Annotated in this window: 19 protein-coding genes; 12 read left to right on the top strand and 7 right to left on the bottom strand. The window is 63.1% G+C overall.

Annotated features, from left to right (window positions below; all coding sequences use genetic code 11):
• From B5F88_RS08210 to B5F88_RS08200, 3 genes are all read right to left on the bottom strand, one after another.
• Window positions 1-465, bottom strand: a 465-nt coding sequence (locus tag B5F88_RS08210; RefSeq protein WP_343286461.1) for a hypothetical protein, incomplete at its 3' end; no start/stop codon positions are given.
• Between the two features lie 24 nt (window positions 466-489).
• Window positions 490-1,731 (bottom strand): GHKL domain-containing protein, encoded by a 1,242-nt coding sequence (locus B5F88_RS08205; RefSeq protein ID WP_087344152.1) that lies wholly within the window; start codon window positions 1,729-1,731, stop codon window positions 490-492.
• 109 nt (window positions 1,732-1,840) lie between these two features.
• Window positions 1,841-2,614, bottom strand: coding sequence for a GHKL domain-containing protein (locus B5F88_RS08200; protein WP_087344148.1), 774 nt, complete (start codon window positions 2,612-2,614; stop codon window positions 1,841-1,843).
• Between the two features lie 184 nt (window positions 2,615-2,798).
• Between B5F88_RS08200 and B5F88_RS08195 the strand changes: the two genes are divergently transcribed.
• Window positions 2,799-3,581: a sporulation initiation factor Spo0A C-terminal domain-containing protein gene (locus B5F88_RS08195; RefSeq protein ID WP_087344145.1), complete on the top strand. Its 783-nt coding sequence runs from the start codon at window positions 2,799-2,801 to the stop codon at window positions 3,579-3,581.
• Between the two features lie 63 nt (window positions 3,582-3,644).
• Window positions 3,645-5,111, top strand: a complete 1,467-nt coding sequence (locus tag B5F88_RS08190) for a HAMP domain-containing histidine kinase (RefSeq protein WP_087344142.1) — start codon at window positions 3,645-3,647, stop codon at window positions 5,109-5,111.
• A gap of 19 nt (window positions 5,112-5,130) precedes the next feature.
• Here B5F88_RS08190 and B5F88_RS08185 read toward each other — a convergent pair whose 3' ends face one another.
• Both B5F88_RS08185 and B5F88_RS08180 read right to left on the bottom strand, forming a co-directional pair.
• Entirely contained in the window at window positions 5,131-6,909 is a 1,779-nt protein-coding gene (locus B5F88_RS08185) for a VWA-like domain-containing protein (protein WP_087344139.1), read from the bottom strand.
• A complete protein-coding gene (locus B5F88_RS08180; RefSeq protein ID WP_087344136.1) occupies window positions 6,906-7,964 on the bottom strand; it encodes a MoxR family ATPase in 1,059 nt (352 codons plus the stop codon). Before B5F88_RS08180 ends, B5F88_RS08185 begins: the two co-directional genes overlap by 4 nt.
• A gap of 318 nt (window positions 7,965-8,282) precedes the next feature.
• On the opposite strand from B5F88_RS08180, the gene B5F88_RS08175 reads away from it, so the two are divergent.
• Window positions 8,283-10,091 carry a glycogen/starch synthase gene (locus B5F88_RS08175; RefSeq protein ID WP_242959685.1) on the top strand — a complete coding sequence of 603 codons (1,809 nt, stop codon included), beginning with the start codon at window positions 8,283-8,285 and terminating at the stop codon, window positions 10,089-10,091.
• Between the two features lie 85 nt (window positions 10,092-10,176).
• Here B5F88_RS08175 and B5F88_RS08170 read toward each other — a convergent pair whose 3' ends face one another.
• The gene (locus B5F88_RS08170; RefSeq protein WP_087344130.1) at window positions 10,177-11,469 is read right to left on the bottom strand and encodes an L-serine ammonia-lyase, iron-sulfur-dependent, subunit alpha; all 1,293 of its coding nucleotides are present in this window, start codon (window positions 11,467-11,469) and stop codon (window positions 10,177-10,179) included.
• 231 nt (window positions 11,470-11,700) lie between these two features.
• On the opposite strand from B5F88_RS08170, the gene B5F88_RS08165 reads away from it, so the two are divergent.
• The 7 genes from B5F88_RS08165 to lysA all read left to right on the top strand — a co-directional run bounded on the left by B5F88_RS08165 (window position 11,701) and on the right by lysA (window position 21,246).
• A complete protein-coding gene (locus tag B5F88_RS08165; RefSeq protein ID WP_087344127.1) occupies window positions 11,701-13,776 on the top strand; it encodes a sigma 54-interacting transcriptional regulator in 2,076 nt (691 codons plus the stop codon).
• A gap of 252 nt (window positions 13,777-14,028) precedes the next feature.
• Window positions 14,029-15,198: a MalY/PatB family protein gene (locus B5F88_RS08160; RefSeq protein WP_087344124.1), complete on the top strand. Its 1,170-nt coding sequence runs from the start codon at window positions 14,029-14,031 to the stop codon at window positions 15,196-15,198.
• A gap of 38 nt (window positions 15,199-15,236) precedes the next feature.
• Entirely contained in the window at window positions 15,237-15,494 is a 258-nt protein-coding gene (locus B5F88_RS08155; RefSeq protein WP_087344121.1) for a glutaredoxin, read from the top strand.
• 115 nt (window positions 15,495-15,609) lie between these two features.
• The gene (locus B5F88_RS08150) at window positions 15,610-17,403 is read left to right on the top strand and encodes a sigma 54-interacting transcriptional regulator (RefSeq protein WP_087344118.1); all 1,794 of its coding nucleotides are present in this window, start codon (window positions 15,610-15,612) and stop codon (window positions 17,401-17,403) included.
• 278 nt (window positions 17,404-17,681) lie between these two features.
• Window positions 17,682-18,530 carry a L,D-transpeptidase family protein gene (locus B5F88_RS08145; RefSeq protein WP_087344115.1) on the top strand — a complete coding sequence of 283 codons (849 nt, stop codon included), beginning with the start codon at window positions 17,682-17,684 and terminating at the stop codon, window positions 18,528-18,530.
• Window positions 18,531-18,609: 79 nt separating this feature from the next.
• Complete coding sequence (locus B5F88_RS08140) at window positions 18,610-19,863, top strand: dicarboxylate/amino acid:cation symporter (RefSeq protein WP_087344111.1); 1,254 nt, start codon at window positions 18,610-18,612, stop codon at window positions 19,861-19,863.
• An 84-nt stretch (window positions 19,864-19,947) separates the two neighbouring features.
• Window positions 19,948-21,246 (top strand): diaminopimelate decarboxylase, encoded by a 1,299-nt coding sequence (gene lysA, locus B5F88_RS08135; RefSeq protein WP_087344108.1) that lies wholly within the window; start codon window positions 19,948-19,950, stop codon window positions 21,244-21,246.
• Window positions 21,247-21,323: 77 nt separating this feature from the next.
• Here lysA and B5F88_RS08130 read toward each other — a convergent pair whose 3' ends face one another.
• On the bottom strand, window positions 21,324-22,289 hold the full coding sequence (locus B5F88_RS08130; RefSeq protein WP_087344106.1) for an HpcH/HpaI aldolase/citrate lyase family protein: 966 nt from the start codon (window positions 22,287-22,289) through the stop codon (window positions 21,324-21,326).
• A gap of 223 nt (window positions 22,290-22,512) precedes the next feature.
• On the opposite strand from B5F88_RS08130, the gene B5F88_RS08125 reads away from it, so the two are divergent.
• Together B5F88_RS08125 and B5F88_RS08120 are read left to right on the top strand one after the other, a co-directional pair.
• A complete protein-coding gene (locus B5F88_RS08125; protein ID WP_087344104.1) occupies window positions 22,513-24,783 on the top strand; it encodes a YceG family protein in 2,271 nt (756 codons plus the stop codon).
• 2 nt (window positions 24,784-24,785) lie between these two features.
• Complete coding sequence (locus B5F88_RS08120; protein WP_087344101.1) at window positions 24,786-25,940, top strand: toxic anion resistance protein; 1,155 nt, start codon at window positions 24,786-24,788, stop codon at window positions 25,938-25,940.
• The last annotated feature ends 27 nt before the right edge of the window (window positions 25,941-25,967 follow it).

Raw genomic sequence — 25,967 nt, 5'->3', positions numbered from 1 at the left:
GGGCTGGGGCGCGGGCTCCGGCGGGGCGCTGTCCCGGCCGGCGTGGCGGAAGGCCGCAAACAGCGTGGGCACCGCCCCCACCAGGGTGAACAGATACAGCAGGACCAGGTTGCCCCAGTAGGCCCTGGACACGGTATATTCGGTATTCAGCAGGGAGTCCAGCGCCCGAAAGGCGGAAAATATGTCTATATCAAGGGTGCGGGCCACGCTGACCGCAAAGTCCAGCCGGTTGCCCAGGTAGGTCATGAAAATCGTCAGAATGGAGGCGATCACCGCCCCCTTCCGGGTCATGGCGCCGCCCAGCAGCCCATAGCCCTTGATGGCGCAGACGGCCAGCACCACGCCGCAGAACGAGGCCACATAGCCCAGCTGGCCCACCGCCACAATGCAGGCCACGCCGATCAGGGAGCCCAGAAAGGCCCCCACCAGGCCGGCCAGCACATGCTCGCGCTTTGCAGTTTGCATTCCCTTTTCCTCCCTGTGTTCAGCCTACGGCTCCAGATAGAGCATAACCGCCACGGTGCATATCTGTCCGGCGAGGTCCACGTCCAGCGTCCCGTGGTACTTGTCTATGGCGCGCTGGACAAGGGAGCCGCCCAAACCGCCAGCCCCCTCCGACTCAGGCGCCGGACCGTCATCGCTGTAGGCCATCTTTAGATAAAAAATGCCCCGGTCCACCCGCAGGGAGAGGGAGAGCCGCTTCTCCCGGCTCTTTTCCAGCGCCTCCACCGCGTGGTCCAGCAGGCTGCCCAGAATGATGTTCCAGTCAAAGGCGTCCGCGGTAAAGTCCTCCGGCAGCCGTATGTCCAGGGTCAGCCGGGCACCGGCCCGCTCCGCCTGGGCCAGCTTGTAGTTCAGCATGCTGTCGATGTCCGGGTTGCCGGTATGGACAAAGCCCGGCTGGGCCAGCTGCTCCAGGCAGCGGTCCAGATACCGCCCCAGCTCCTCCGTCTGCCCCGCGGCGGCGTATTGCCGCACCACCGCCAGGTGGTTTTTCATGTCGTGGCGCAGGGCGCTGACCTGCTGCTGGGACTGGCGCATCAGCTCGAATTCCGCCCGGTAGGCCTGATTCTGCCGGGCCAGCAGCTCGGTTTCGTAGTAGGCGGCGCTGTACTCCTCCAGCCGGTCCAGCACATAGAAGGTCAGCAGGTTGATCAGCATCAGCATGATGGAGACCGGCAGGAAAATGGGATTGCCCGCCGGGTCGTAAAAGACGAAGATGAGCAGAATGTGGACGGCCAGCGTGCCGGTGGGCAGGCAGAGAATGGCCAGCCAATAGAGCCGGGAGAGCCGGGGGCTGGTTTTGGGCATGTGTATCCCCTTCAGGCTCAGGGAAATCATCAGAAACAGCAGCTGCGACAGCATGGTGCCGGTCACCCAGGCGGTGCGCGGGGGGAGCGGGAAGAAGGCCATGAGGCCGCCCACCAGGCCCTCGCACAGGACCATCAGCGCCACGATCCCCAGCGCCCGCGTCAGCCGGCCCAGCACCGTGCCCGCGTACAAAAAGGCCAGCCCGCAGTAGATGCCGATGGTCAGCGCCCCGTTGACCGCCGGCGGGGTGTTCAGCACCGCCTTCAGCCCGCAGAGCAGAAAGCAGAGGAGAAAGCCGGCCCATTCCTTGTTTTTGTCCGCGGACTGGCGGTCAAAATAGACCCCGTACAGGCGGTATGCCCCGTTTGTCTGCACGGCGGCAGCGATGATGCGCACAAGGACAGTCAAAAAATCTTGCATGGATACGACCCTCCTGACAGCCTGCTCCTATTATATGGATTGTCTGTCAGCTCGTCCATGAAATGCCGAAATTCGTCGCCCAACCGCCGAAATTCGTTATCTGCCCGGCCTACGGCTCCAGATAGAGCATGACCTCTGCAGTAAATACCGTCCCGGCGCTGTCCAGCCGGAGTTCCCCGTGGTATCGCTCCACGGCGCTCCGGACAATGGACAGCCCCAGACCGTGTTCCGGTCCGCCCTTTCGGGAGCGGTACTCCGGGCCGTCCGGTCGCTCCGTCCGCAGCGCCGCTCCGTCATAGCTGTTGACAAGGTTCAAAAAAAGCATCCCACGGTCGGCCGTCAGGGAGAGGGAGAGCCGCTTGTCCACACTCTTTTCCAGCCCTTCCACCGCGTTGTCCAGAAGGTTGCCCAAAATCACGGCCAGGTCAAACACATCCGCCGCCAGGTTCTCGGGCAGGCGCACGTCCACCTCCAGCCGGGCCCCCGCCCGCTCCGCCTGGCCCAGCTTGTCGTTCAGGATGCCGTCAATCTCCGGGTTGCCCGTGGAGACAAAGCCGGGCCGGGCCAGCTGCCGGCCCAGACGACCCAGATACCGCTCCAGCTTTTCCGTCTGTCCCCGGGCGGCATAGGTCTCCAGGACAGCCAGATGATTGTTCAGGTCGTGGCGCAGGGCACGGATCTGCCGCTCCGACTGGCGCAGCCGGTCAAATTCCGCCCGGTAAGCCCGGTTCTGCTGCTTGAGCAGCTCCCTCTCGCGGGACAGGCGGACCATGTCCGCCGCCAGCTCAAGCCGGCTGCCCAGACAGGCCGTAAGAGCCGTAACGGCGCAGGCTACGGCCCCGCTCCACCCGAATCGTACGCAGTCCCACTTTCTTGCCTCCATCTCCACCCTCCCGCTTTCTTTCCGCTTTTGTCTGGAATATTCTGACTACCATTTTATCCGATTTTTCCAGGCTGGCAATTTGTATTCGTTGCGGTTTTTAGTTGGAAATCGTTGCTTTTTGTGTGTTTATGTCCTATACTGATACCCAGTATCTGACGGCTGGCCCAGGAGGGAGGCGCTGCGTATGGACCAGGCGCTGCTGGTTTTGCTGGTGGAAGACGACCCCGTTGCCTGCAGGGAAATGGTGGAATGTATGGAGAGCCGGGAGGACATTTCACTGGTCAGCGTGACCAACAACGCCCGCCGGGCGGCGGAGCTGATCCAGGACTTCCACCCCGACGCGCTGATTTTGGACCTGGAGCTCCATCAGGGCGGGGGAAACGGCCTGCAGGTCCTGGAGGACCTGCGGCGCATGGACCTCCCTTGGAAACCCTACGTACTGGTTACCACCAACAATTCCAGCGCCATGACCCACGAAGCCGCCCGGAATCTGGGGGCCGATTTTATCATGTCGAAGCACCAGGCCGGCTACGCACCCCAGGAGGCGGTCCATTTTCTGGCGCTGCTCCGGGACGGCATCCTGCGGCACAGGCGGCAAGCCCCCGCTGGCAGCGGGCGGGAGGCTCCGGAGGTGTTGCGCAAAAAGCTGGCCCGCAGGATCATCGCGGAGCTGAACCAGATCGGGGTAAGCACAAAGGCGGTGGGCTATCAATATCTGATCGACGCCATCCAGCTGGCGCTGAAGGGTCCTACCCCCAACGTCTGCGCCGCCATCGGCCAGAGCTACGGCAAATCGCCCGCCAGCGTGGAGCGGGCCATGCAGAACGCCATTGCCAGAGCCTGGCGGACCACGCCCATTGAAGATCTGCTCCGGTACTATACGGCCAGGATCAGCTCGGAGAAGGGCGTGCCCACCATCACGGAGTTTATCTACTACTACGCCGCTAAGCTCAAATCGACGGATTAAAAAAGCGAGCCGCAACCGCGGCTCGCTTCCTACATAACTTTGCTTGTGGGCGGGATGTACAACATGCTTGAGGTCTGGATCAAATACGCTTTCATCATCGTGTGCGCCATGTATTCCTACCGGAAGCTGCTCCATCTGCAGCCCTCCGGCTCCGGGCGGCGGGGGGCCGCCTGCCGTGCCGCTCTGTCCGCGGCGGCGCTCACGGCTTGTACCGTTCTGCTGCGGGTGACGGTACCCGCCGTCAGCCTGCTGGGCATGGCGGCCGTGTCCATTCCCGTGTTCAGACGCCTTTCCATGGAGCCCCTTCCCAGAGCCGCCGCCTGCACCATCCTGGCCTATGGGGTCAGCTATGGGACGCTGGCGGCCGCCGCCACCCTGTCCGCCGTGCTGGAGGCCCTGGTTCTCTCACTTCTGGACATCCCCGTTGCCCCCATCTGGCGTATGCTGACGGCGGGCGTTCTGCAGCTGTGCGCGACCCTGCTCCTCTTTCAAATGAAGCGTCTGAAGCACGGCCTTGTCTTTCTGGTGGATTCCGGCAGCAGCGACGTGGGCGTTTCCATCAGCGTCGCCATTCTGGTCACGGCCTCCCTGCTGGGAATCAATCAGGACGCTCACCTGGCCTATCTGGTCCTGACCTGCTTTTTCCTGTTTTCCGGCATCACCCTGTGGCTCTGGTGGAAAGACCGGACCGCCGCCGTGTACCGGAAGGAGCTGTATCTCCGGGAGATCCAGGAGCTGAACCAGCAGTTGGAGGAAAAAAACAGCCAATTGGAGCGGCTGCGGCAGGAAAACGAGCGGCTGGCGGCCATCCTCCACCGGGACAACAAGCAGCTCCCCGCCGCAAGCGCCTGCGTGCGGGACTTTCTCCGCAAGGCGGGCCGGACCCTCCAGGGGGAGGCCTGCGCATCGGCGGCGGCGGAGGTATTGGAGCATCTGGAGGCGGTCATACGGGACCGGCAGACGGCTCTCCGGGACTATGCGCAGGAGAGCTGTCAAACCCCGGACACAGGCAGCGGGTCCATTGATGTGACGCTCCGGTTCATGGCCGGCCGGGCCGCCCAGGCGGGCATCGAGTTCCAGAGCTCCATCCCGGCCAACCTCCCCCTATGGATGGAGGACCAGGTCCGGGAGGAGGACCTCAACACCCTGCTGGCGGACCTGCTGGAGAACGCCATTATCGCCACCTCCTCCAGCCCTGTACGCCGGATGCTGCTGCAGATTGCGGAGACAACCATCGACATCTATGACAGTGGGGCCCCCTTCCCGCCGGAGGTACTGGTCAGCTTCGGCCTGCGCCGGATGACCGGCCACCCGGAGGACGGCGGCAGCGGGATCGGCCTGGAAAACACCTACCGGCTTTGTCAGACGTACAATGCCAGCTTTGTGCTGGAGGAATACGGGGAGGACCGCTATTATACCAAGCGGGTGTCGGTCTGCTTTGACGGCCTGGGGCAATACCGGCTCAAGCTGCCCGACCCGGCCCGGGCCAAGGCCGTCTCGGTAAACCCCAAAGCGCTGATATCCCAATAGACGCAAGATACAGGAGAGCCTACTCCAGGTAAAACACCGGCCCCTTGGGGGGAAAGGGCAGGCTGCGCCCCCGGGGCACCAGAAAGGCGTGGTCCCGGCCGTAGAGGTTCAGCCGGTCGCACTCGCAGTCGGTGATCACCAACAGCGGGGCCTGCCTGGGGAAGTCGGGGGCGTGCTCCAGCAGCTCTACCCCCGGCTGGAGCACCGTGCCCCCCCGGCCCCGGACCTTGACGCTGCCGGCGATGTCGGCCGCCTCCATGTACCCCTGGTCGTAGGGGGCGGCGTCGCAGAACACCACCCGCACCCGGTTTACGTCCCGGGCGGCGCTGTAGCTGGCAATGGCCCCCAGGGCGGCGGCCAGCAGGGAACGGTCCATGGACCCGGAAGTATCCAGCAGCACGCCGAAGGTGCGCCCCGCCCGGGCCTCCTCCTCCAGATGCCAGGAGGGGCGGGGGATGTCCGGCGTGGCCGACTGGCGGCGGCTGAGCCGGGCATAGGTGCGGCGCTTTTCCAGGGGCTCAAACCGCTGGTCAAACCACCGGGCCAGCTTCACATCCCAGGGGATGGGGGGCTGGGACAGGGCCCGGATCTCCTCCACCAGCCCCTCGGGGAGATAGCCCCGCTCGTGGGTCTGGTGGTAGTCCAGCCCCCGCTGGATGGCGGAGCGGCACCAGCTGTCCAGATCCACAAAGTCTTTGGAGGCCGCCCAGTCCGGCGGGCCGAAGCGGATGTCGTGCTGGGCCATGCGCTTGTACTTGCGCAGATTGACCGCCAGCCGGTCGTACACGCTCTCCGCCGACAGGCCCTGCAGCTCCGGGTCGAAAAGCAGCCCCTCGGGCATGGAGCCCACCTCCATGTCCCGCAGCCACTGGTTGATCACATAGTCGCAGGCCACGTTCCACAGCTCCGGATCCCGTTTGCCCAGTCTTGCCTCATGGCACAGGGCGGCGTGGAGGTACTCGTGGGCCAGGACAAACCGCCACTCCTCTTCGGTCAGTCCAGCGGATGGATTGACATAAATCTCCCGCAGATGCATGGAGATGGCGGCCACCGGAACGTCCATCCGCTGGACAATCAGGGGGTCGTCCACCAGCCGGAAGCCGGAGGCCACGCCCCCCAGCAGGGGATAGCTGGACAAAAACCACTCCCGGGCCCGCTGGATGGGGCCCATTTTTTTGTGGGACCCCGGCGGGGTGGTGACGCCCCCGGCGTAGTCCACGGCGGAGCGCAGCGCGTCCCGGAGGCTCTCGGCAAAGAGCTGCCGCCAGTCGGTGGGCCCTTGCCACCAGCTGGCCCGGATGGGCTCCCACACCAGGTCCGGCCGGCCGCCGCTCATGGTGGAGAAGCGGAAGTAGGCGTCGTCGCTGTGCTCCTTCAGCCAGCGGTAGAGGGCCTCCTCCTCCCGGGTGTTGGGGGGCAGGGGGGCGGAGAGCTCCCCCGGCGGCGTGCCGATGTGCAGGTCGGACAGGTACCGGGCCGCCACGCAGTCACAGGCGGCGTTCCACACCAGGTCCCCAGCCCGGTCCTCCCGGATGTGGCCCAGGGCCAGGTGGAGCAGGCAGTGGGCTATCACGTAGGCCCACTCCTGGGGGGTGGCCCGGCGGTGGCTGTTGGCGTAGAGGTCCCCGTTGGCGGTGATCCACGCCCAGTCCTCTTTTGCCATGGGGTAGCTATTGTCAAAATGGGGGGTGGCCTGCTTCATCAGGGGCCCCAGCACCGGGTGCAGGGTCACCAGGCCGCACCCGCCCTGAAAGGCCTCCTGGGCCGGGTTGGCCTTCTGCTGCTTTCTGCCGCTCATCCGTTGCGCTTGTCGGCCAGCCGGGGCAGGTCCCGGAACAGCTCCACCACAAACCAGTCGGGCAGCTCCCGGCCGTCCTCCGGGGTCACCGCCATCCGGGCGATCTCCAGGCTCAGGTCGGCCAGCTCGGTGATGCGGTCCTTGGCCTGGAGCACCAGGGCGCGGCTGTCGGCGCTGAGCCGGCTCCGCTCCGGGGGCAGCTCCTTTACCAGCCGGGCCCGGAGGGACTGGGCCAAAAAGTAGAGCACGTCCCGCTCCTCCGGCTTGTCCGGCCAGGGCTGCTGGCCGGAGAGGATCTTGTCCAGGGCGTACTGGCTGCGCACCTGGCGGATGTAGGCCAGAAACTGGGTGGCGTGCTGGGGGGTGAGGCAGCCGGCGGCCAGCACCCGCAGGCTGTCCACGTCGATGTCCGGGCCCCAGCTGTGGATGGCGTCGCTGAGCATGTGCCAGGCCCGGGGGGTGGAGAAGGGCTCCTCGCTCTTGGGGGGCCTGGACCACAGGTGGTCCGGCCGGCTGGTGATGTAGTCGTAGACGTAGGGGTGGATGTTGTGCTGCCCCGCCCACTCCAGCCACAGCCGGGGGCTGGCGGTGAGCTCCACATGGAACATCCGGTTGATGAGGGCGGAGGACATGGGCCGGGTGATGGCGTTGTCCTGGGCCCGGTTGCCCGCCCCCAGCACGATGGAGCCCTCGGGCAGGTGGTATTCCCCGATGCGCCGCTCGTGGATCAGGGAGTAGAAGGCCTTCTGCACCTCGGAGGTGCAGGCGTTCAGCTCGTCCAGAAAGAGCACATAGGGCTCCTGCCGGGCGATGGAGCGGGGCGGGCAGAACTGGCTGAAGCCGTCCTTGATCTGGGGCACGCCGATGATGTCCTCCGGGGCCAGCTGGCTGCCCAGCAGGGAGACGCACTCCAGCCCCAGGCTGTGGGCAAACTCCTCCACAATGACGGATTTCCCGATGCCGGGGGCGCCCCAGATGAACACCGGGCGAACCAGCCCCACGTTCAGCAGAATGTCCAGCAGCTGCCTGTGATTGACGGTAATGGTGAGATTCATAATCCTCCTTTGGGCCTGCGGAGGCGAGCCGCCGCTTTTGCCCGTGAAAGTGTGTGCTTTATTATACAATGGGCCTTTTGCAAGCGCAAGCGGCCGGAACCTTAAGAATGGGAAAGGCGCCTGACCGGATTGGTGAGTGGGATGGATACCCTGAGCTTTTAGCGGATTTGGAGAAAGTGTGGAAATTTTTCTGAAATTTCCAAAAAGGACTGTCAAAAGCCGGCCGGATGTGTTATATTCTTGCCAGTACCAGAGTACGGGAAAGGAAGGTTCATGATGGCACGGGAAAAAGCGGATTCCACAAAGAAGAAAGCGCCTGTGAAAAAGACTGAGGCTCCGGCCGCGGAACAGGCCCATCCCGCGGCGGTGGACACTGCCCCCAAGGAGACGGCTGCGCCCGCCGGGGAGCCGGCAGAGACTGCCGTCAAAAAGACCGCTACCACCAGAAAAAAAGCCGCCTCTGCCACGAAAAAAGCGGCTTCTGCTACAAAAAAGACCACGGCTGCCAGCCGAAAGACTGCTGCCGCCGCGAAAAAGAGCGCCCCTGAGGCGGCGCAGGCCGCCCCCGCTGCGGAGGAAAAACCCGCCGCTATGAAGCAGGCCGCCCCCGCTGTGGAAAAGCCCACCCCTGTGGCGGAGGAGCCCGCCCCAGTGAACGAAATGTCCAACCTGCCCCGCCGGAGCGTGGCGTTTATCGGCTCGGAGTGTCACCCCTTTGTCAAGACAGGGGGCCTGGGGGACGTGATGTACGCCCTGCCCCGGGAGCTGGCCCGGCTGAACTGCGACGTGCGGGTGCTGCTGCCCCGCTATGCCTGCATCCCCCAGGAATACCAGAACAAGATGGTCTATCGGGGCGAGTTCTACATGGATCTGGGCCGGACCGGGCGCAATTACTACGTGGGGATCATGGAGTACATCTGCGACGGCGTGGTGTACGACTTTATTGACAACCAGGAGTTTTTCTCCTCGGGCAACCCCTATACCAACCTGGTGGACGACATCCCCAAATACTGCTTCTTCAGCAAGGCCGCCCTGGCGGCGCTGAATTATATGAACTGGATCCCCGACATCATCCACTGCCACGACTGGCAGGCGGGCCTGGTGCCGGTGTATCTGCGCACCCTGTTCCAGGACAGCCCGGTGGGCCGGGCCAAAACGGTGCTCACCATCCACAACCTCCGCTTCCAGGGAGTGTACAACATCCCCACCATCCAGTACTGGACCGGCCTGCCCGACCATGTGTTCAGCATGGGGGCGCTGAAGCAGGACTGGGTGGAGGCCAACATCCTCAAGGGCGGGCTGGCCTACGCCGACCGGATCACCACCGTCAGCGGCACCTACGCCTGGGAGATCCAGAGCAGCGAGTACGGCGAGCGGCTGGAGGACCACCTGCGCTATCACAGCGGCAAGCTCCGGGGCATTGTCAACGGCATCGACTACGACATGTGGAACCCGGAGACCGACCCCGCCCTGGCGGCCAACTACGGCCTGGGCAACGTGCTGGACCACAAGATGGAAAACAAGCTGGCCATCCAGAAGGAGCTGGGCCTGGAGGAGGACACGGGCAAGTTTGTCATCGGCCTTATCTCCCGGCTGACCGATCAGAAGGGGCTGGACCTGGTCAACGCCATCATTCCCCAGGTGCTGGACGGACACACCCAGGTGGTGGTGCTGGGCACCGGAGACAGGCGGTACGAGGACGCCTTCCGCTACTATGAGCACACCTATCGCGGCTCCTTCAGCGCCTGCATCCAGTACGACGAGGCCAGAGCCCACCGCATCTACGCCGGCGCGGACGCGCTGCTGGTGCCCTCCCGCTTTGAGCCCTGCGGCCTGACCCAGCTCAACGCCATGCACTACGGCACTCTGCCCATCGTCCGGGAGACCGGCGGCCTGAAGGACACGGTGGAGCCCTACAACACCTTTACCGGCGACGGCAACGGCTTCACCTTCGACCGCTATGACGCGGGGCTGCTGCTGGATGCCATCAACCGGGCCAAGAGCCTCTACTTCGACAACCGGTATCACTGGGACGAGATCGTCCAGCGGGACATGGCCAAGGATGTCTCCTGGCAGAGGTCGGCCAGACAGTACAAGGACCTGTATCTGGAGCTGACCCCCTGGTAATGACAGAAATACAACGATAAAAAACGCCCGCAACGGAGCAGGCAATCCTGCCCCGCTGCGGGCGTCCGTATATCCGCAGAACCGGTCAGCCCTGGTCCTTCTGCATCATGATGCCCAGAATGGTCTTGTCGGTCTGGGTCATGCCCGGCGTGCTCACCAGGCCCATGTTCCGGATGGCCTGCTCCGGGGTGGCGGCGCAGATGCCGTCGCTGGCGCTGACCACCACGCCCCCCACGGCCAGATAGGCGCTGAGGAAGGCGGCGCTGGTGGCGGTGGCCAGCTTGAGGGCGCAGCCGATCTTGCCGCCGTCGCAGATCATGCCGGTGAGGTTGGCGCTCATGTTGATGATGGCCGCCCCCATCTGGGCGTCGCTGCCCCCCAGCAGCCACACCATGGCGGCGCTGGCGGCGGCGGCGGCCGACACGCCGCAGCCGCAGGTGGCGCTCAGCTTGCCGGTAAAGAGCTTGATGTACACATTGAGCAGGTGAGAGAAGGCCAGGGCCTTCTCAGTGGCCTCCTGGCTGGAGCCCAGGTGGCGGGCCAGCTCCACCACCGGAAGGATGGCGGTAATGCCGTGGTTGCCGCTGCCCGCGCTGCTCATGACGGCGTAGGGACAGCCGGACATGCGCCCCTCGGCGCTGGAGGCCACCCGCACCATGGTGTTGGCCATCAGGCTGTCCCCCAGCACGCCGGCGCCCAGCTGGGTTTTCAGGGTGTCGGCAATGCCGATGCCCAGCCGGTTTTCCAGGCCGAAGTCGGAGAGCTTCTCATTCATCTCCGCCCCGTCCAGCATGAAGGCCAGTTCCTCCTGGCTGGCGCTGTCCACCAGCTCCCGGATCTGGGCCACCGTCATGGACTTCAGCTTTTCGTGGAGGGCGTCCTCGCTGTCCAGGCTGAAGGGCTTCTCGTACAGCACCTGGTTGTTGGCGCTGGTGTAGACAATGTTGGAGTGGGTGCCCCGGATGGTGCTGATGCCGATGCCCCGGGTGGTGATGATCTCGGCGTGGGCGTACAGCTGGGTCTCCTCCTCGGCGATAGACACCGAGACCTGCTTTTCCTCCACCAGCCGGGTGGCCTCCTTGCTGACGATGCTGTTGATCTCCTCCAGCAGCTCCAGCCCCTTTTCCGGATTTCCCAGGCAGGCCCCCAGGGCGGCGGCGTATTTCAGCCCCACCCGGTTGAAGCCGGGAATCCCCACCGACATGCCGTTTTTGTAGATGCCCGGGTTGACTTCCATCTTGATGGACACCACCTGCCCTCCAATGGCGTGGTAGGCGTCGGCGGCGCACAGGGCCACGCACACCGGCTCGGTACACCCCAGGGCGGGCACGACCTCCTGGTGGAGCAGGGTGAGCATTTCTTCCTTGGTCAGCTGCATGACAATCTCTCCTTTTCCAAAACGCGCGTACAAATGGGCGCCAAGTTCTTCTGTCGAAAAAAGAAGCAAGTTTTGTGCCAAGACTTCCGCCGGGGCCAGGAACCCCATTTGAGGCAAATTTCTGGGTTTTTGTGGGAAAAAATAGGCGGTTTTTCTTGACTAACTCCTGATTTGCGGGCCATGATAAGGGTAAATAGGTTAAAGAATAGGTTAATTGGTTGGGGGGATTGGATGAAACAGGACATCGCGGTCATCTCGCTGGACCCGCTGGCGGGGCAGTTTTACGCCGGGCAGGTGCGGGAGCTGTTCGGCCAGCGGGTTTCGGTGGACGCCTACAGCGTGCAGGACGGCTCGGTGGGGCACATTTCCCGCCGGTACGCCCTCTATATGATCACAACCGACGCCTTTGACACGGTGGGGGACCTGCACCAGTATGTGCCCATCGACGGAGAGATGATGGAGATTCAGGTCACCTTTTTGTGGTCGGTGATCCGGCAGCTCCAGGCCCTGCCGCCGGGGCGGCGGGCTCTGTTTGTCAACCTGAGCCAGAAGATGTGCCGGGAGGCGGTGGTCCACCTCAACCAGCTGGGGGTGAACCAGCTGCTGATGGACCTCTACCACCCCGGAGCCCCCCGGCCCGATATGTCCAAATACGACTATGTGATTACCCCCAGGGAGGGCCGCTACGTGCCGGAGGGGGCCAGGGAGATCATCGACATCGGCCAGCGGGTGTGTACCAGCTCCACCATGATCGAGGCCGCCCTGCGCCTGGGCTATGAGGATCTGCTGGAATCCGAGGCCTTCCGGCGGTACCAGGAGGGGGTGGCCACCAACACCTACAGCTTCGACCGGGTGTTTTCCAGGGGCCTTCGCCTGGAGAGCCAGTTCGACATGCTGATGGAGATTCTGGACGAGGGCCTGGTGGGGGTAAACGAGCACGGCCAGGTGTTTGCCTGCAACAGGAAGATGGAGGAGCTGACCGGGATCCCCCGGTCGGAGGCCCTGGGGCAGCCCGCCGGGCAGGTCTATCCCTTTATCCCCTTTGACGCCTGCCTGCGGGAGGAGCGGCCCCAGCCGGCCTGCGTGGTGGGGGTGGGGGAGGTCAATATGAACGTGGCGGTGACCCCCGTGCTCCGGGGTGGCAACTGTATCGGCGCCTTTGCCACCGTCCAGCGGTTCTCCGACGCGGAAAACCGGCAGAATGAGCTGCGCACCCAGCTGCACCACAAGGGGTATCGGGCCAAGTACACCTTTGCCGACGTGCGGGGGGACTCCCCGGCCCTGAGGCGGTGCATCACCATGCTGAACAAGATGTCCCAGACCCAGCTGCCCATCCTGCTTATCGGGGAGACCGGCACCGGAAAGGAACTGTTTGCCCACTCCATCCACCGGGCCTCCCCCCGCTCCTCCAGCCCCTTTGTGGCCATCAACTGCGCCGCCATGCCGGAAAACCTGCTGGAGAGCGAGCTGTTCGGCTATGAGGAGGGGGCCTTCACCGGGGCCAGGCGGGGGGGCAAGCCCGGCCTGTTTGAATTCGCCCACAAGGGCACCCTGTTTCTGGACGAGGTGGAGGGGATGAGCGCCGCCCTCCAGTGCAAGCTCCTGCGGGTGCTGCAGGAGCAGGAGATCATGCGGGTGGGAGGAAACCGGATCATCCCTGTGGATGTGCGCATCGTGGCCGCCACCAACGAGGACCTGGAGGAGCGGGTGGAGGCGGGCAGCTTCCGGCGGGACCTCTATTACCGGCTCAATACCCTGCCGGTCCTAATCCCCCCGCTGCGGGAGCGGGGAGAGGACCTGCTGCTGCTCATCGAGCAGTTCCGCAAAGAGAACGGAGCGGAGTTCACCCTCTCCCCGGAGGTGAAGCAGCTGCTGCTGACCCACCAGTGGCGGGGCAACATCCGGGAGCTGCGCAACGTGGTGGAGTATTTCAGCTATGTGGGCAGCCCCGTGATCGGCCCGGAGGACCTGCCCCCCACCTTCCACTACCTGCCCGTGTCCGGCGAGGGGGCCGCCGTGTCCCCCGCCGCCCCAACCACCGGCTTTCCCTACCTGAAGGAGTACCCCAGCCGGGACCAGGACTTTGTCCTCCGGTATCTCTACCAGGCCGGGGAGAATGGCGGGGGCGCGGGCCGGGAGAGCCTGCTGAAGGCGGCCAGGGAGGCCGGGCTCACCTGCTCCCAGCAGGAGATCCGGCGCATCCTCCTGTCCCTCAGCCAGCAGGGGCTGGCCCGGGTGGGCAGAGGCCGGGGGGGCACCTGTCTGACCCCCAATGGCCGGCTCTGGGCCCAGCGGCTGGCCAAGTAGTCCGGCGCAGCCAAAAAATGGTCAATTGGATTAACCAATTATAAAACGGGTTGTGCTTTAACCAGTTAAATAGGCGGGCCCACGGAGGGATTTGCCGGCAGCTCTGCGCCTGTTGCATAAAACGGGAGCTGAAAAATTGGGCAGGATGAATAAAATGAGGAGGCGGATCAAAAAGCTGGCGGGAGAACGGGAATCCGGCATGTCCCTTGCTCAACCAGAGGACAAACCTCATCGGGAAAGGATGGTATTGTAATGAAGTACAATTTTGACGCCGTCGTTGACCGCAAGGACAACTGCGCGGCCAAATATGACGAGCGGGTTAAAAAGTTTGGAACGGACCAGGTGATCCCCCTGTGGATTGCCGACATGGACTTTAAAACCGCCCAGCCCATTATCGACGCCCTGACCGCCCGGGCCCAGGAGGGCATCTGGGGCTACACCAGCCGCCCGGCCCATTATTTTGAGGCCATCCGGGGCTGGCAGAAGCGGCGCAACAACTGGGAGATCGACCCCGAGCTGATGAGCTTCAGCCTGGGAGTGGTGCAGTCCATCAGCGCCATGGTCCGGCTGTTCACCCCTGAGGGGGGCAGCGTGCTCATTCAGCCCCCGGTGTATTCCGAGTTCTACGACATGACGGAGGCCTCGGGCCGCAAGGTGGTGGAGAACCATTTTGTGGAGCGTGACGGCAAGTGGGAGATGGACTGGGCGGACTTTGAGGCCAAGCTGGAGCAGTCCGACCTGTTCCTGCTGTGCAACCCCCACAACCCCCTGGGCATCGTGTGGACCCCGGAGGAGCTGCGGCGGATGGCGGAGCTGTGCATGAAGCACCATGTGGTGATGTTCTCCGACGAGATCCACTCCGACCTGATCTTCCACGGGAAAAAGCACACCCCCACGGCCACCCTCTCCCCGGAGATCGCCCGGTATGTGGTCACCGGCATTTCCGGCACCAAGACCTTCAACCTGGCCGGCCTGCAGGCCTCCACCGTGGTATTTCCCAACCGCCACATGAAGGAGGTCTTTGACCAGTACTGGATGCGCATGGACATCCACCGCAACAACGCCTTCTCCCTCATCGCCATGGAGGCCGCCTTCAACCAGGGGGAGGAGTGGCTGGAGCAGCTGCTGCCCTATCTGTCGGCCAACTTCGACTACGTGGTGGACTACTGCGCCAAGCACATTCCCAAAATCAAGACCTACGCCCCCGACGCCACCTATCTGATGTGGCTGGATTGCCGGGGCCTGGGGCTGGACAATGAGGCCCTGCGGAAGTTTATGATCGAAAAGGCGGGCCTGGGCCTGAACGAGGGCTGGACCTTCAGCCGCAGCCTGGACGGGTTTATGCGCCTCAACGCCGCCTGCCCCCGCAGCGTGCTGGAGCGGGCCATGGCCCAGCTGGAGCAGGCGGTCAACGCCCTGTAACAGTTCCTTTGATTTTGACGCGATAGGAGTAAAAGACCATGCACGTTACGATTATCGGCAGCCATCTCTGCCCCGACACCCTGTACGCCATCAACGTCCTGGCGGCCCGGAAGGTGGACATCACCTTTCAGAACCTGTCGGCCAGCCTGGCCGATCTGAAGGCCTACCTGGCCCTGCGGGAGAGCAGCTCCCTGTTTGACGGACCCAAGGCCAACGGCACCCTGGGGATCCCCTGCTTCATCCTGGAGGACGGCTTCACCACGCTGGAGCTGGAGGAGGTTCTGGCCCGGCTCTGACCGGCTTCGCCCACGGGACGGGCCGCCTTTCCCCCTCCGGCGTCCCTCGACGGGCCGGGGGCGATGTGCTATAATAATCAGCTATACTTGAAACCGGGAAAAGGGAGTCCGTTCCATGAGCCTGTTACAGAGTTTGTTAGACGCATCCTCCCACGCCGTCCTCACGTTGGACCGGCAGGGGATCATTACCCACATCAACCAGCGGGCCAAGCAGCGTTTCGGCCTGTTCAACCGCAGCCCCCACCCCCATGGCGCCGGCCGGCTGGAGGCGGGAGACGTGGTGATCCTGGCGGACACCGCCATCGGCGCCGACGATGGCGGACTGACGCCGGAGGACCTGGCCTGCATCGGCATCCAGGAGCGCAGGCTACGGACGGGGGACCGGATCGTGGCGGTGGGCCAGTACCAGACGCCGGGCAGCCGGGCGGTGTACAAATTCCTGCCCAGCCGGGACGCCGACCGGCTCCAGCTGCAGACCACCTTCCGCTCCCGCTCCATCACCGTGACCATCGAAAACAAGTCCGCCTCCGTGTTGGTGGACGGAGTGCCCTATACCATCGACTATTTCCTCTCCATCGGCCAGATGGTGATTCTGGACGGCGCCACCCTGGAGGTGAAGTTCTGGGAGGAAAAGGGCTACTCCGCCCGGAAGGAGTCCATCCGCAATCTGCTCCAGGGCGCGCCCTACATGGCCAAGGAGACCGGATACGAGATCTGCGTGGAGGGGTACCATTTTCAGGACTTCTTCGAGGGGGCGCTGTTCGAGGCCCATCTGGCCCAGGTGCTGGCGGGCCAGGCGGAGCGGTATGTGGACACCGCCTACGAGGTCAACGGCTATGAGCTCATCGCCTCCATCCTGCCGGTGGCGGGACCGGAGGGGCCGGAGGGGGTTATTGTCAAGTTCCGGAACGTGGAGGACCTGTGGGACGCCATTCTGGAGCGCAACAACGTCATCCGCTCCGCCGAGGAGAAGTACCGCCAGGGGGAGGAGGGGGCTCTGGCTCCCGCCCTGGGCGGGGGAGAGGGCTCGGCCTCCGTGAGGCGCTACGCCTACAAGCTCTCCCAGCTGGACTGCAACATTCTCATCACGGGGGAGAGCGGCACGGGCAAGTCCTTTCTAGCCCGCACCATCTGCCAGCTCCAGCCCCGGAAGGGGCCCGTGGTGACGGTGGACTGCTCCACCATCGCCCCCACCCTCTTTGAAAGCGAGATGTTCGGCTATGTGGGAGGCGCCTTCACCGGGGCCAACCCCAAGGGCAAGGCGGGCTTTTTTGAGAGCGCCGACGGGGGCACCATCTTCCTGGATGAGATCGGGGAGATCCCCCTGAACATCCAGGCCAAGCTGCTCCACGTGATCCAGAACAAGGAGGTCTGCCGGGTGGGCTCCACCCAGCCCATCCCGGTGGATGTGCGCATCCTGGCCGCCACCAACCGCAGCCTGCGGGAGGAGGTGGCCGCCGGACGGTTCCGGCAGGACCTGTACTACCGCCTCAGCGGCTTTTCCCTGGAGCTGCCCCCCCTGCGGGACTGCCAGGAGGACGTGTGCTTTCTCATCAATGACCTGATGGAGAAAATTGTGGAAAAGTACCGCGCCCCCCGCAAGCAGCTCTCCGGCGAGGCCTTCAGCCGGCTGATGTCCTACCGCTGGCCGGGCAACATCCGGGAGCTGGAAAACGTGCTGGAGCGGGCGGTGGCCCTCTCCGAGTCGGATATCATCTATCCCGAGCACATCCACCTGGAGAGCGAGCCGGAGGGCGGCACCTGGAAGGAGCTGCTCAAGCGGGAGGAGGCCAGGATCCTCCGGCAGACCCTGGCCCAGTGCGGCGGCAGCCGGAGCAAGGCCATGAAGCAGCTGGGCATGTCCAAAACTGTGTTTTACGGCAAGCTGAAGGAGCACCAGATCGAGTAAATGGGCCAGATGGTCCGGAAATCAGGAAAGCATGTTCTGAATTCCGAACTATTCTTGCCCGCCGGCGAAAGATTGAACAGGAATAAAATAACAAAATATGCGATGTTTTTCCTTAATCTCTGTGATAATATATAAATGCTTTTGTTTTAAATTGTGAGTTTCATACAAAATGCAACGGGGAGGGTCATTTGGTGTGAAATTTGCATTTTAAAATAAATACAACGTGGCAGCCCGGCAGAATTCCGGCTCCGCAAGGAAAAGAGACAGGAGGAATCAGCATGAGAGGTATTCTGAAGAAACTGGTCAGCGGGGTACTGGTAGGGTGCATTGCGTTTGGCACCATTGCCACCGCATCCGCCATCCAGGGGATGGTGACCAAGGAGCTCTACTATGGAGACATCTCGGTTTCCCTGGATGGGAAAAAGCTGACCCTGACCAACGAGGGGGGCGGCGCGGTGGAGCCCTTCGCCATTGACGGTACCACCTATCTGCCCATTCGGGCCATCAGCTCCGCCCTGGGTCTGGGGGTGGAGTGGAATCAGGAGGGTCAGGAAGTGAAGCTTACCAGCCCGGAAGAGCAGTCGGTTTCCTCCTGCATCCTGGTGCGGCCCCACGCCGACGGCGCGCCGGAGGCCACCGTCACCGTGCTGGAGAAGGACGGGGACTTCTGGAAGGAGACCATGTCCACCGATGAGGCCTTTGTAGGCAGAAACGGCACCACCAGCAACAAGCAGGAAGGGGACGGCTGCACGCCCCGGGGCATCTACACCTTTGGCCAGGCCTTCGGCGTGGCGGAGGATCCCGGCAGCGCCCGCGACTATCTGCAGGTGGGCGAGGACGACTACTGGGTGGACGATTCGGACAGCGTCTACTACAACCAGATGGTAAAGAAGAGTGAGACCGAGGGCCAGTGGGACAGCGCCGAGCATCTGGTGGAGGAGACCGTGGCCTATGAGTACGCCATTGCCATCAATTACAACACCTCCTGCACCCCCGGCAGCGGCTCTGCCATCTTCTTCCACTGCAGTACCGGCAACGGTACGGCCGGCTGTGTCTCCGTGCCCCGGGAGATGATGGTTGAGATCCTGCAGACCATTCAGGAGGACACCATTATTGTGATCATGTAACCTTCCCTGACGGGCCGGCCGTGGTTGGTCCGGCCCGGGCTCCAGGGACAGAGCAAAGAGAGGAAGCGAGGTATTCATAATGGATAAAAAAACAGTGATGAAGAACTATATGTTCCTGATCATCATGCTGGCCGCCATGGTGCTGGGCTGTATCGCGGGCTGGTTCTTCCCCAGCTTTGGCCACGCCATCAAGCCCTTCGGCACGGTGTTTATCAACATGATGTTCTGCGTGGTGGTGCCGCTGGTGTTCGCCTCCATCGCAAACTCCGTGGCCAGCGTGCGCAGCCGCCGGCGGGCGGGTAAGATCATGGGCACCACCGTGGCCACCTTCGTGGTCACCGGCGCCATCGCCGCCGTCATCATGTTCGTGCTGATGAAGGTTTTCCCCCCGGTACTGACCCCCTGGACCGACATGGCCACCGAGGCCATGGGCGAGCACGCCTCCCTGTCGGATATGATCGTCAATTTCTTCACCACCGATGACTTTGTGGGCCTGCTCAGCCGCAGCGCCATGCTGCCCCTGATCGTGTTCTCCATCTTCTTCGGCTTCGCCACCAACCTGGTGGGCGGCCCGGACCACATCATCGGCAAGTTCCTGGAGGGCCTGAGCGAGGTCATGATGGCCTTCGTGAAGATCATCACCTACTATGCCCCCATCGCCTTTTTCGCCCTGTTCGCCGACCTGGTGGCCACCTACGGCGCGGAAGTGGCTACCGCCTACGGCCGGGCCCTGATCGTGTACTACCCCCTGTGCTTCATCTACCTCTTCACCGCCTTCCCCCTGTTTGCCTGGATCGGCGGCGGCAAGCACGGCATCAAGACCATGTTCCAGCACATTGCCCGTCCCGCCGTCATGTCCCTGGGTACCTGCTCCTCCACCGCCACCATCCCCACCAACCTGCGTGAGGCGGAGGATACCGGCATCCCCAAGGACGTGGCCGAAATGGTCATCCCCATGGGCGCCACCATGCACATGGACGGCTCCTGCTTCTCCTGCGTGCTGAAGATCGCCTTCGTCATGGGCACCATGGGCTCCGATATGAGCTGGGGCATGCTGCCCATGGTGGTGCTGGTGGCCGTGCTCTCCTCCGTGGGCATGTCCGGCGTGCCCGGCGGCGGCTATATCGGCGAGTATATCATCTGCTCCATCTTCTTCCCCCAGCACATTGAGGTGGCCTTCCCCATCCTGGTGGCCATCGGCAACCTGGTGGATCCTCCCGCTACCATGATCAACTCCTCCGGCGACTATGTGGTCTGCTACATTGTGGCCCGTATCACCGACGGCAAGAACTGGCTGGAGAGAGCCATCAGCGGCAAGCAGCTTCAGAAATAATTCCCTCTTGACTTCCGGCGGCGGGGGCTTCGCCGCCGCCGGAAGACCCTCCCCGGGTCCAGAGAGACAGAAAGGAAGAGTCCCATGATCTGTGATAACATTACCGCCGCGGACGGCCGCCTGTACTTCGCGGGACAGGACGTGACGGCGCTGGCCCAGCAGTACGGCACCCCGCTGTACCTGATGGATGAGGACAAAATCCGGGAAAACTGCCGGACGTACCTGGCGGCCTTCCAAAAGCACTTTGGGGACAAGGCCCGCCCCCTGTATGCCAGCAAGGCGGCCTCCTTCAAGCGCATCTACGAGATCATGAAGGAGGAGGGCATGGGCATCGACGTGGTCTCCTCCGGCGAGATCTATACCGCGCTGCAGGCGGGCTACGATCTGGGCCAGGCCTATTTTCACAGCAACAACAAGACCGACGAGGATATCCGCTACAGCATGGAGCACGGCATCGGCTACTTTGTGGCCGACAACGTGGAGGAGATCCGGGCCATCGAGGCGGAGGCCGCCCGGCGGGGCATCCGGCAGAAGGTGCTGCTGCGCCTGACCCCCGGCATTGACCCCCACACCTATGAGGCCATCGCCACCGGCAAGGTGGACTCCAAGTTCGGCAGCGCCATTGAAACCGGCCAGGCCGAGGAGATCACCGCCTTCACCCTGGCCCAGCCCCATGTGGAGCTGATGGGCTTCCACTGCCATGTGGGCTCCCAGGTCTTTGCCGAGGACGTGTTCGAGCGGGCCGCCGTCATCATGCTGGAGTTTGTGGCCGACATGAAGAAGAAATTGGGCTACATGGCTCCCCAGCTGGACCTGGGCGGCGGTTACGGCGTGCGCTATGTGGAGAGCGACCCCCATCTGGACGTGGACGTGAAGGTGGCCCAGGTGGCCGACGCCATCAAGCAGACCTGTGCCCGGCTGTCCATCGAGATGCCGGAGATCCACATGGAGCCCGGCCGCAGCATCGTGGGCGCCGCCGGCATGACCCTGTACACCGTGGGTACGGTCAAGCGGATCCCCGGCTACAAAAACTATGTCTCTGTGGACGGCGGCATGACGGACAACCCCCGTTACGCCCTCTATCAGGCCAATTATACCTGCCTGCTTGCCAATAAGATGGACGAGAAAACCAACTTCACCTGTTCGGTGGTAGGCCGCTGCTGCGAAAGCGGCGACATCATCCAGCAGGGCGTCCAGCTGCCCGGCAGCGTGGGCCGTGGGGATATTCTGGCCGTGTGCACCACCGGCGCGTACAACTACTCCATGGCCTCCAACTACAACCGCCTGCCCCGTCCCCCCATTGTCATGCTGCGGGGCGGCCGGGAGCACTATGTGGCGGTAGAGCGGGAGTCCTTCGCCGACCTGTGTCGGAACGACCGGTAAGTCATACTCTGAACAAGTAAAACGCGGCCTTTCCCCTGGAGGGAAAGACCGCGTTTTTTCTTATCGTGTTTGACAGCTCAGTTCTCCCGCACGCCGTAGACCTGGGCCAGACGGAGTACCTTGCTGGCCCAGTTGAAGTGGGTGTTGTACTCGTTCATGCGGATGGCGTCGGCGCTGGAGGCCACCAGAAGCCCGTCCGCCCCATTCCAGCCGGTGATGGCCTGGGCGTCCCGGTAGTCTCCGGCGGAGACCTTCAGCATGTTGTTGACCACCGGGATCTGGTTGGGGTGGATCACCGTCTTGCCGATAAACCCGCTGAGCAGGTCCAGGGCCAGCTCCCGCCGCAGGCCCTCCTCCCAGCCGTCCCCGGAGAAATATTCCCACACGGGGCCGGAGACCACATACCGGCCGGCAAAGGTGGTGACCAGGTCGGTCAGCAGGTGGGCCACCGGCCGGACGTCGTAAATGGTGTCATGGACCGTCCGCCGCAACCCGAAGGCGTGGGAGAGGTCGTTGCCTCCCACCCGGACGTTGAGGATTCTGTCGGCCACGGTGTCCAGCTGCTCCTTCACCTGGGCCAGATGCTCATAGCGGGTGTGGAGGGGCAGCATGGCGGGGGACTCAAAGATGGGCATATAGCGGTAGTCCGCCCCGGCGGCGGCAATGTCCCGGATGGCCTGGATATAGGCCCCGCAGTTCTCCACAAAGAACTTGGGCAGGATAAAGCCCCGGAGGATGGAGGAGAAGGGGCGGTAGGCGGCGGCCAGCTTCCGCAGCTGCTGGGGGGAGCGCACCCGGACGAAAATGAGGGGGAGATAAAAGGCGTGCTCCGAGCGGTTGCGGCAAATCTCCTGCAGGATCTGATAGAGCTCCCCCTCCGCCTGCTCCACCAGGGCCTCCGGCACGGTGTCCTCCAGACAGAAGGCCAGAGAAAAGGGCTTGGGATACTGTTCCCGCAGCAGAGCGCCGGCAATGGTCCCGTGGGCGTGGGCCGGGCAGTACATCAAGGCGCCCACGTCATACCCGCTGAGTTGCTCGATCATCACAATCCCTCTTTACAGCTGAAAATCATATCCCCCAGACAGGGGGACAACCTAATAATTCTACCATAAAAGACAAGGGGAGAACATGAAAAGAAGATTAAAAAATTTTTAGGCACAAACAGGCCATTTTATTGGGTAAATGGCCCTTTCTTCAAGTTGAAAAAATTTTAAGAAATGCTATAATGGGAATGATTCCATACTTCAGTCGGAGAAAGTTGATGGCATGCTGAAACTGATCATACCGGAAAAACTCAATGACATATTCTTGCCGCTCTCCGGACGGAGGGAGGCGGGGGTTTACTTTTGCCGGATCGCGGGCTACTCCCCCGCCGTGGCGGACTTTCTCAAGGCCTATTACCAGTCGGCCAGACGCACGGGGGTGATCATCGACGGGAAGATCCCCAACCCCGACGTGAACAACCTGGCCTACTTCTCCGAGATGATGGGACAGGACTTCCGGCTGGACCGGGCCTTTCTGGACGGCAAGCTGCGCCGGTGGCTGCCCCGGATGGCCGATCCCCAGCGGGCCATCGTGGTGGAGGCCATGTTTTCCACCCTGCAGGACATGTTGCGGGAGGGGAAAAATGAAAATATGCTGCGCAACGCCTATATCAAATACATGTGCTGGCTCTACTACAAGTTTGAGCGCATCGTCAACCGGCTGGGGGCGGAGCAGCTGCCCCAGATCCTGTACGACGGGGCGGTGAGCCAGTACGAGCTGCAGCTGCTCACCGTGCTGTCCCGGGCCGGGGCCGACATTGTCCTGCTGGAGCGGGGAGGAGATTCCCCCTATCTGAAGCTGGACCCCAGCTCCGCCCTGTCCGTCCTCTACCAGGAGCCGGGCATGACCGCCTTTCCCGACGGCTTTGGCCTGAAGGGGCTCCAGGAGGAGCTGCGCAGGGAGGAAAACCGCCAGCGGCTCTACGGCCCGCCCCCCTCCCTCCGCCCCTGCACCAACGCCTGGATGAAGAGCCCCCAGGTCCAGGAGCTGCTTACCAGCGCCCAGGGCCGGGGGAGCGAGCCGGGCTTTTTCTACAACGGCTTTGTCATCCAGTACGGCGTGGAGGACAAGCTGCTCTTCTCCAACGATATGTTCTCCTTCTACAAGCAGCTGAAAAGCGGCCAGCGGCGGGTATGCCTGGTGAACGGCGGCATTCCCGCCCCCACGCCGGAGGAGATCGCGTCCATCAAGCGGCAGAACTACGCCAACGTGGAGCAGCTGGCGGCGGGCCTGACGCCCAACATCCAGTATCCCTCCAGCCAGGAGCTCCAGCGGCTGATGGTGAAGGCCTTCCTGGACCTGATCCTGGAGGAGGCCAGGGAGCCGGGCGGCACGGTCGCCCGCCTGACCAACAAGGCGGTCTATCTGCTGGCGTGGCTCAAGCGGTATCAGAAGGAGCTGTTTGCCGGCTGGCAGATGCCGGAGGTGGGGGTGTTCCTCCTCTTCGGCAGGTGCGCCACCCTCAACGAGGCCCTGTTCCTGCGGCTGCTGGCCCGGCTGCCGGTGGACGTGCTGGTGCTGCTGCCCGACGGAAACCAGGGCTGCCCCCTCCAAGACCCCGCCCTGCTGGAGCTGCGGTACGAGCAGTCCCTCCCCATGGACAGCTTCCCCGTGGAGCCCGCCCAGGTGCGGGTGAGCACGGCGGCCTACCAGGCCGAGCGGGACCTGGATTCGCTGATGTACCAGGACTCGGGGATGTACCGCAACCAGCAGTACGGCAAGGCGGAGACGGTCACCCTGCGCACCATGTACGAGGAGATCCCCATTTTGTGGGACCAGGAGCTGAAATACCGCCCCAGCTTTTCGGTGGTGGACCAGACGGTGACCATGCCGGTGCTGCTGGAGAAGATCTGCGGCGTGAAGGACGGGCAGACCAACGCCTACTGGCTGGAGCTGAAAAAGCTGGTGACGCCGGACACCCTGGTGGTCCGGTCGGTGCCCTGGCTCGCCGGGACGGACGCCAACCCCGTCAAGCCCTTCGCCACCCAATTTCTGAAAAACGGGCGGCTGCAGCGCAGCAAGATCAAGGAGCACAAGGCCTACCCCTACGGCATCCTCCGGGGGGAGATGCAGGAGCACCTGCTGGACAAGCTCCAGCTGCTGCTGGACCAGAAGGTGGTGGCGGGCACCTACCAGAACGGCACGGAGTACACCGTGGTGGCCACCGCCCTCAACCTGAACCGGGACCTGCTGCGGCTCATCCAGAAGTTTGACTTTACCAAGAAGAATCCCAAGCTCATTTTCATCAACACCACGGAAAAGATTCTCTCCCTGGAGGACAGCATCCTGGTGGCCTATCTCAACCTGGTGGGCTTCGACATCCTGTTCTTTGTGCCCACAGGGTATCAGTGTATCGAAAAATATCTCCCGGAGGGGTATGTGAACGAGCACCAGATCGGAGAGTACCAGTACGACCTGTCCGTTCCCAACCTCAATGCCGTCCAGGAGGGCGGACTGAGTTCCATCAGAAGACTATTTGGAAGGAGTACATGACTATGGGATTGGATTTCAGCAGACCCACCCCCAACGCCCTTCCCGACCAGGGGCAGGCCGCGGCCGCTCCCCCGGCGGAGCAGGAGAACTATCAGCAGTATGACATTGTGGCCGACCGCCAGGAGATGAGCCAGGCCCTGACCAACTCCCCCGAGGTGGACCGGCTGGCCAGCCAGATCGAGGTCTATAACCTGGAGACCATCGTCACCTTCGGCGCGGGGGCGGCGGAGGAGATCTCCAAGTGCTCCGACGTGGTGCTTAACAGCATGAACATGTCCCAGCTGGACGAGTCCAGCGCCATGCTCACCACCCTGGCCAAGATCATGGACAAGTTCGACATCGAGGAGATCAAGGAAAACCCCGGCCTGTTCGGCAAGCTTTTCGGCAATCTCCGCAAGCAGCTGGACAAGATCCTGGCCAAGTACCACACCATGGGCCAGGAGGTGGACAAGATCTACGTTCAGCTCAAGCAGTACGAGAGCGAGATCAAGCAGTCCAACCGCAAGCTGGAGGAGATGTTCCAGGCCAACGTGAACTACTACCACGAGTTGGTGAAGTACATCCTGGCCGGAGAGCAGGGCTGCCGGGAGCTGGAGGCCTACATCGCCCAGCGGCAGGCCGACATGGAGGCCAGCGGCGACAACTCCATCCAGTTCGAGCTGACCAGCCTGAACCAGGCCCTGATGATGCTGGAGCAGCGCACCCAGGACCTGCGCACGGCGGAGAACGTGGCCATGCAGGCCATCCCCATGATCAAGACCATGCAGTTCAGCAACATGAACCTGGTGCGCAAGATCAACTCCGCCTTCATCATCACCCTGCCGGTGTTCAAGCAGGCCCTCACCCAGGCCATCATGCTCAAGCGCCAGCGTATTCAGGCCGAGGCCATGTCCGCTCTGGACGAAAAGACCAACGAAATGCTCATCCGCAACGCCCAGAACACCGCCGAGCAGTCCAAGATGACCGCCCGGCTGGCCTCGGGCAGCTCCATCAAGATCGAGACCCTGGAGCGGACCTGGCAGACCATCGTCTCCGGCATCGACGAGACCCGGCAGATCCAGGAGAACGCCCGCAAGCAGCGGGTGGACGACCAGAAGCGGCTGGAGGCCATCAAGGCGGATTTCAACTCCAGGTACAGCATGCCTGAGAAGAAATAAAGAAACGATTCGGGAATAAGGAGGATA

It is taken from the genome of Flavonifractor sp. An306 (assembly GCF_002159455.1).
Lineage (GTDB): Bacteria > Bacillota > Clostridia > Oscillospirales > Oscillospiraceae > Flavonifractor.
This window is presented reverse-complemented; position numbering and strand designations above follow the sequence as displayed.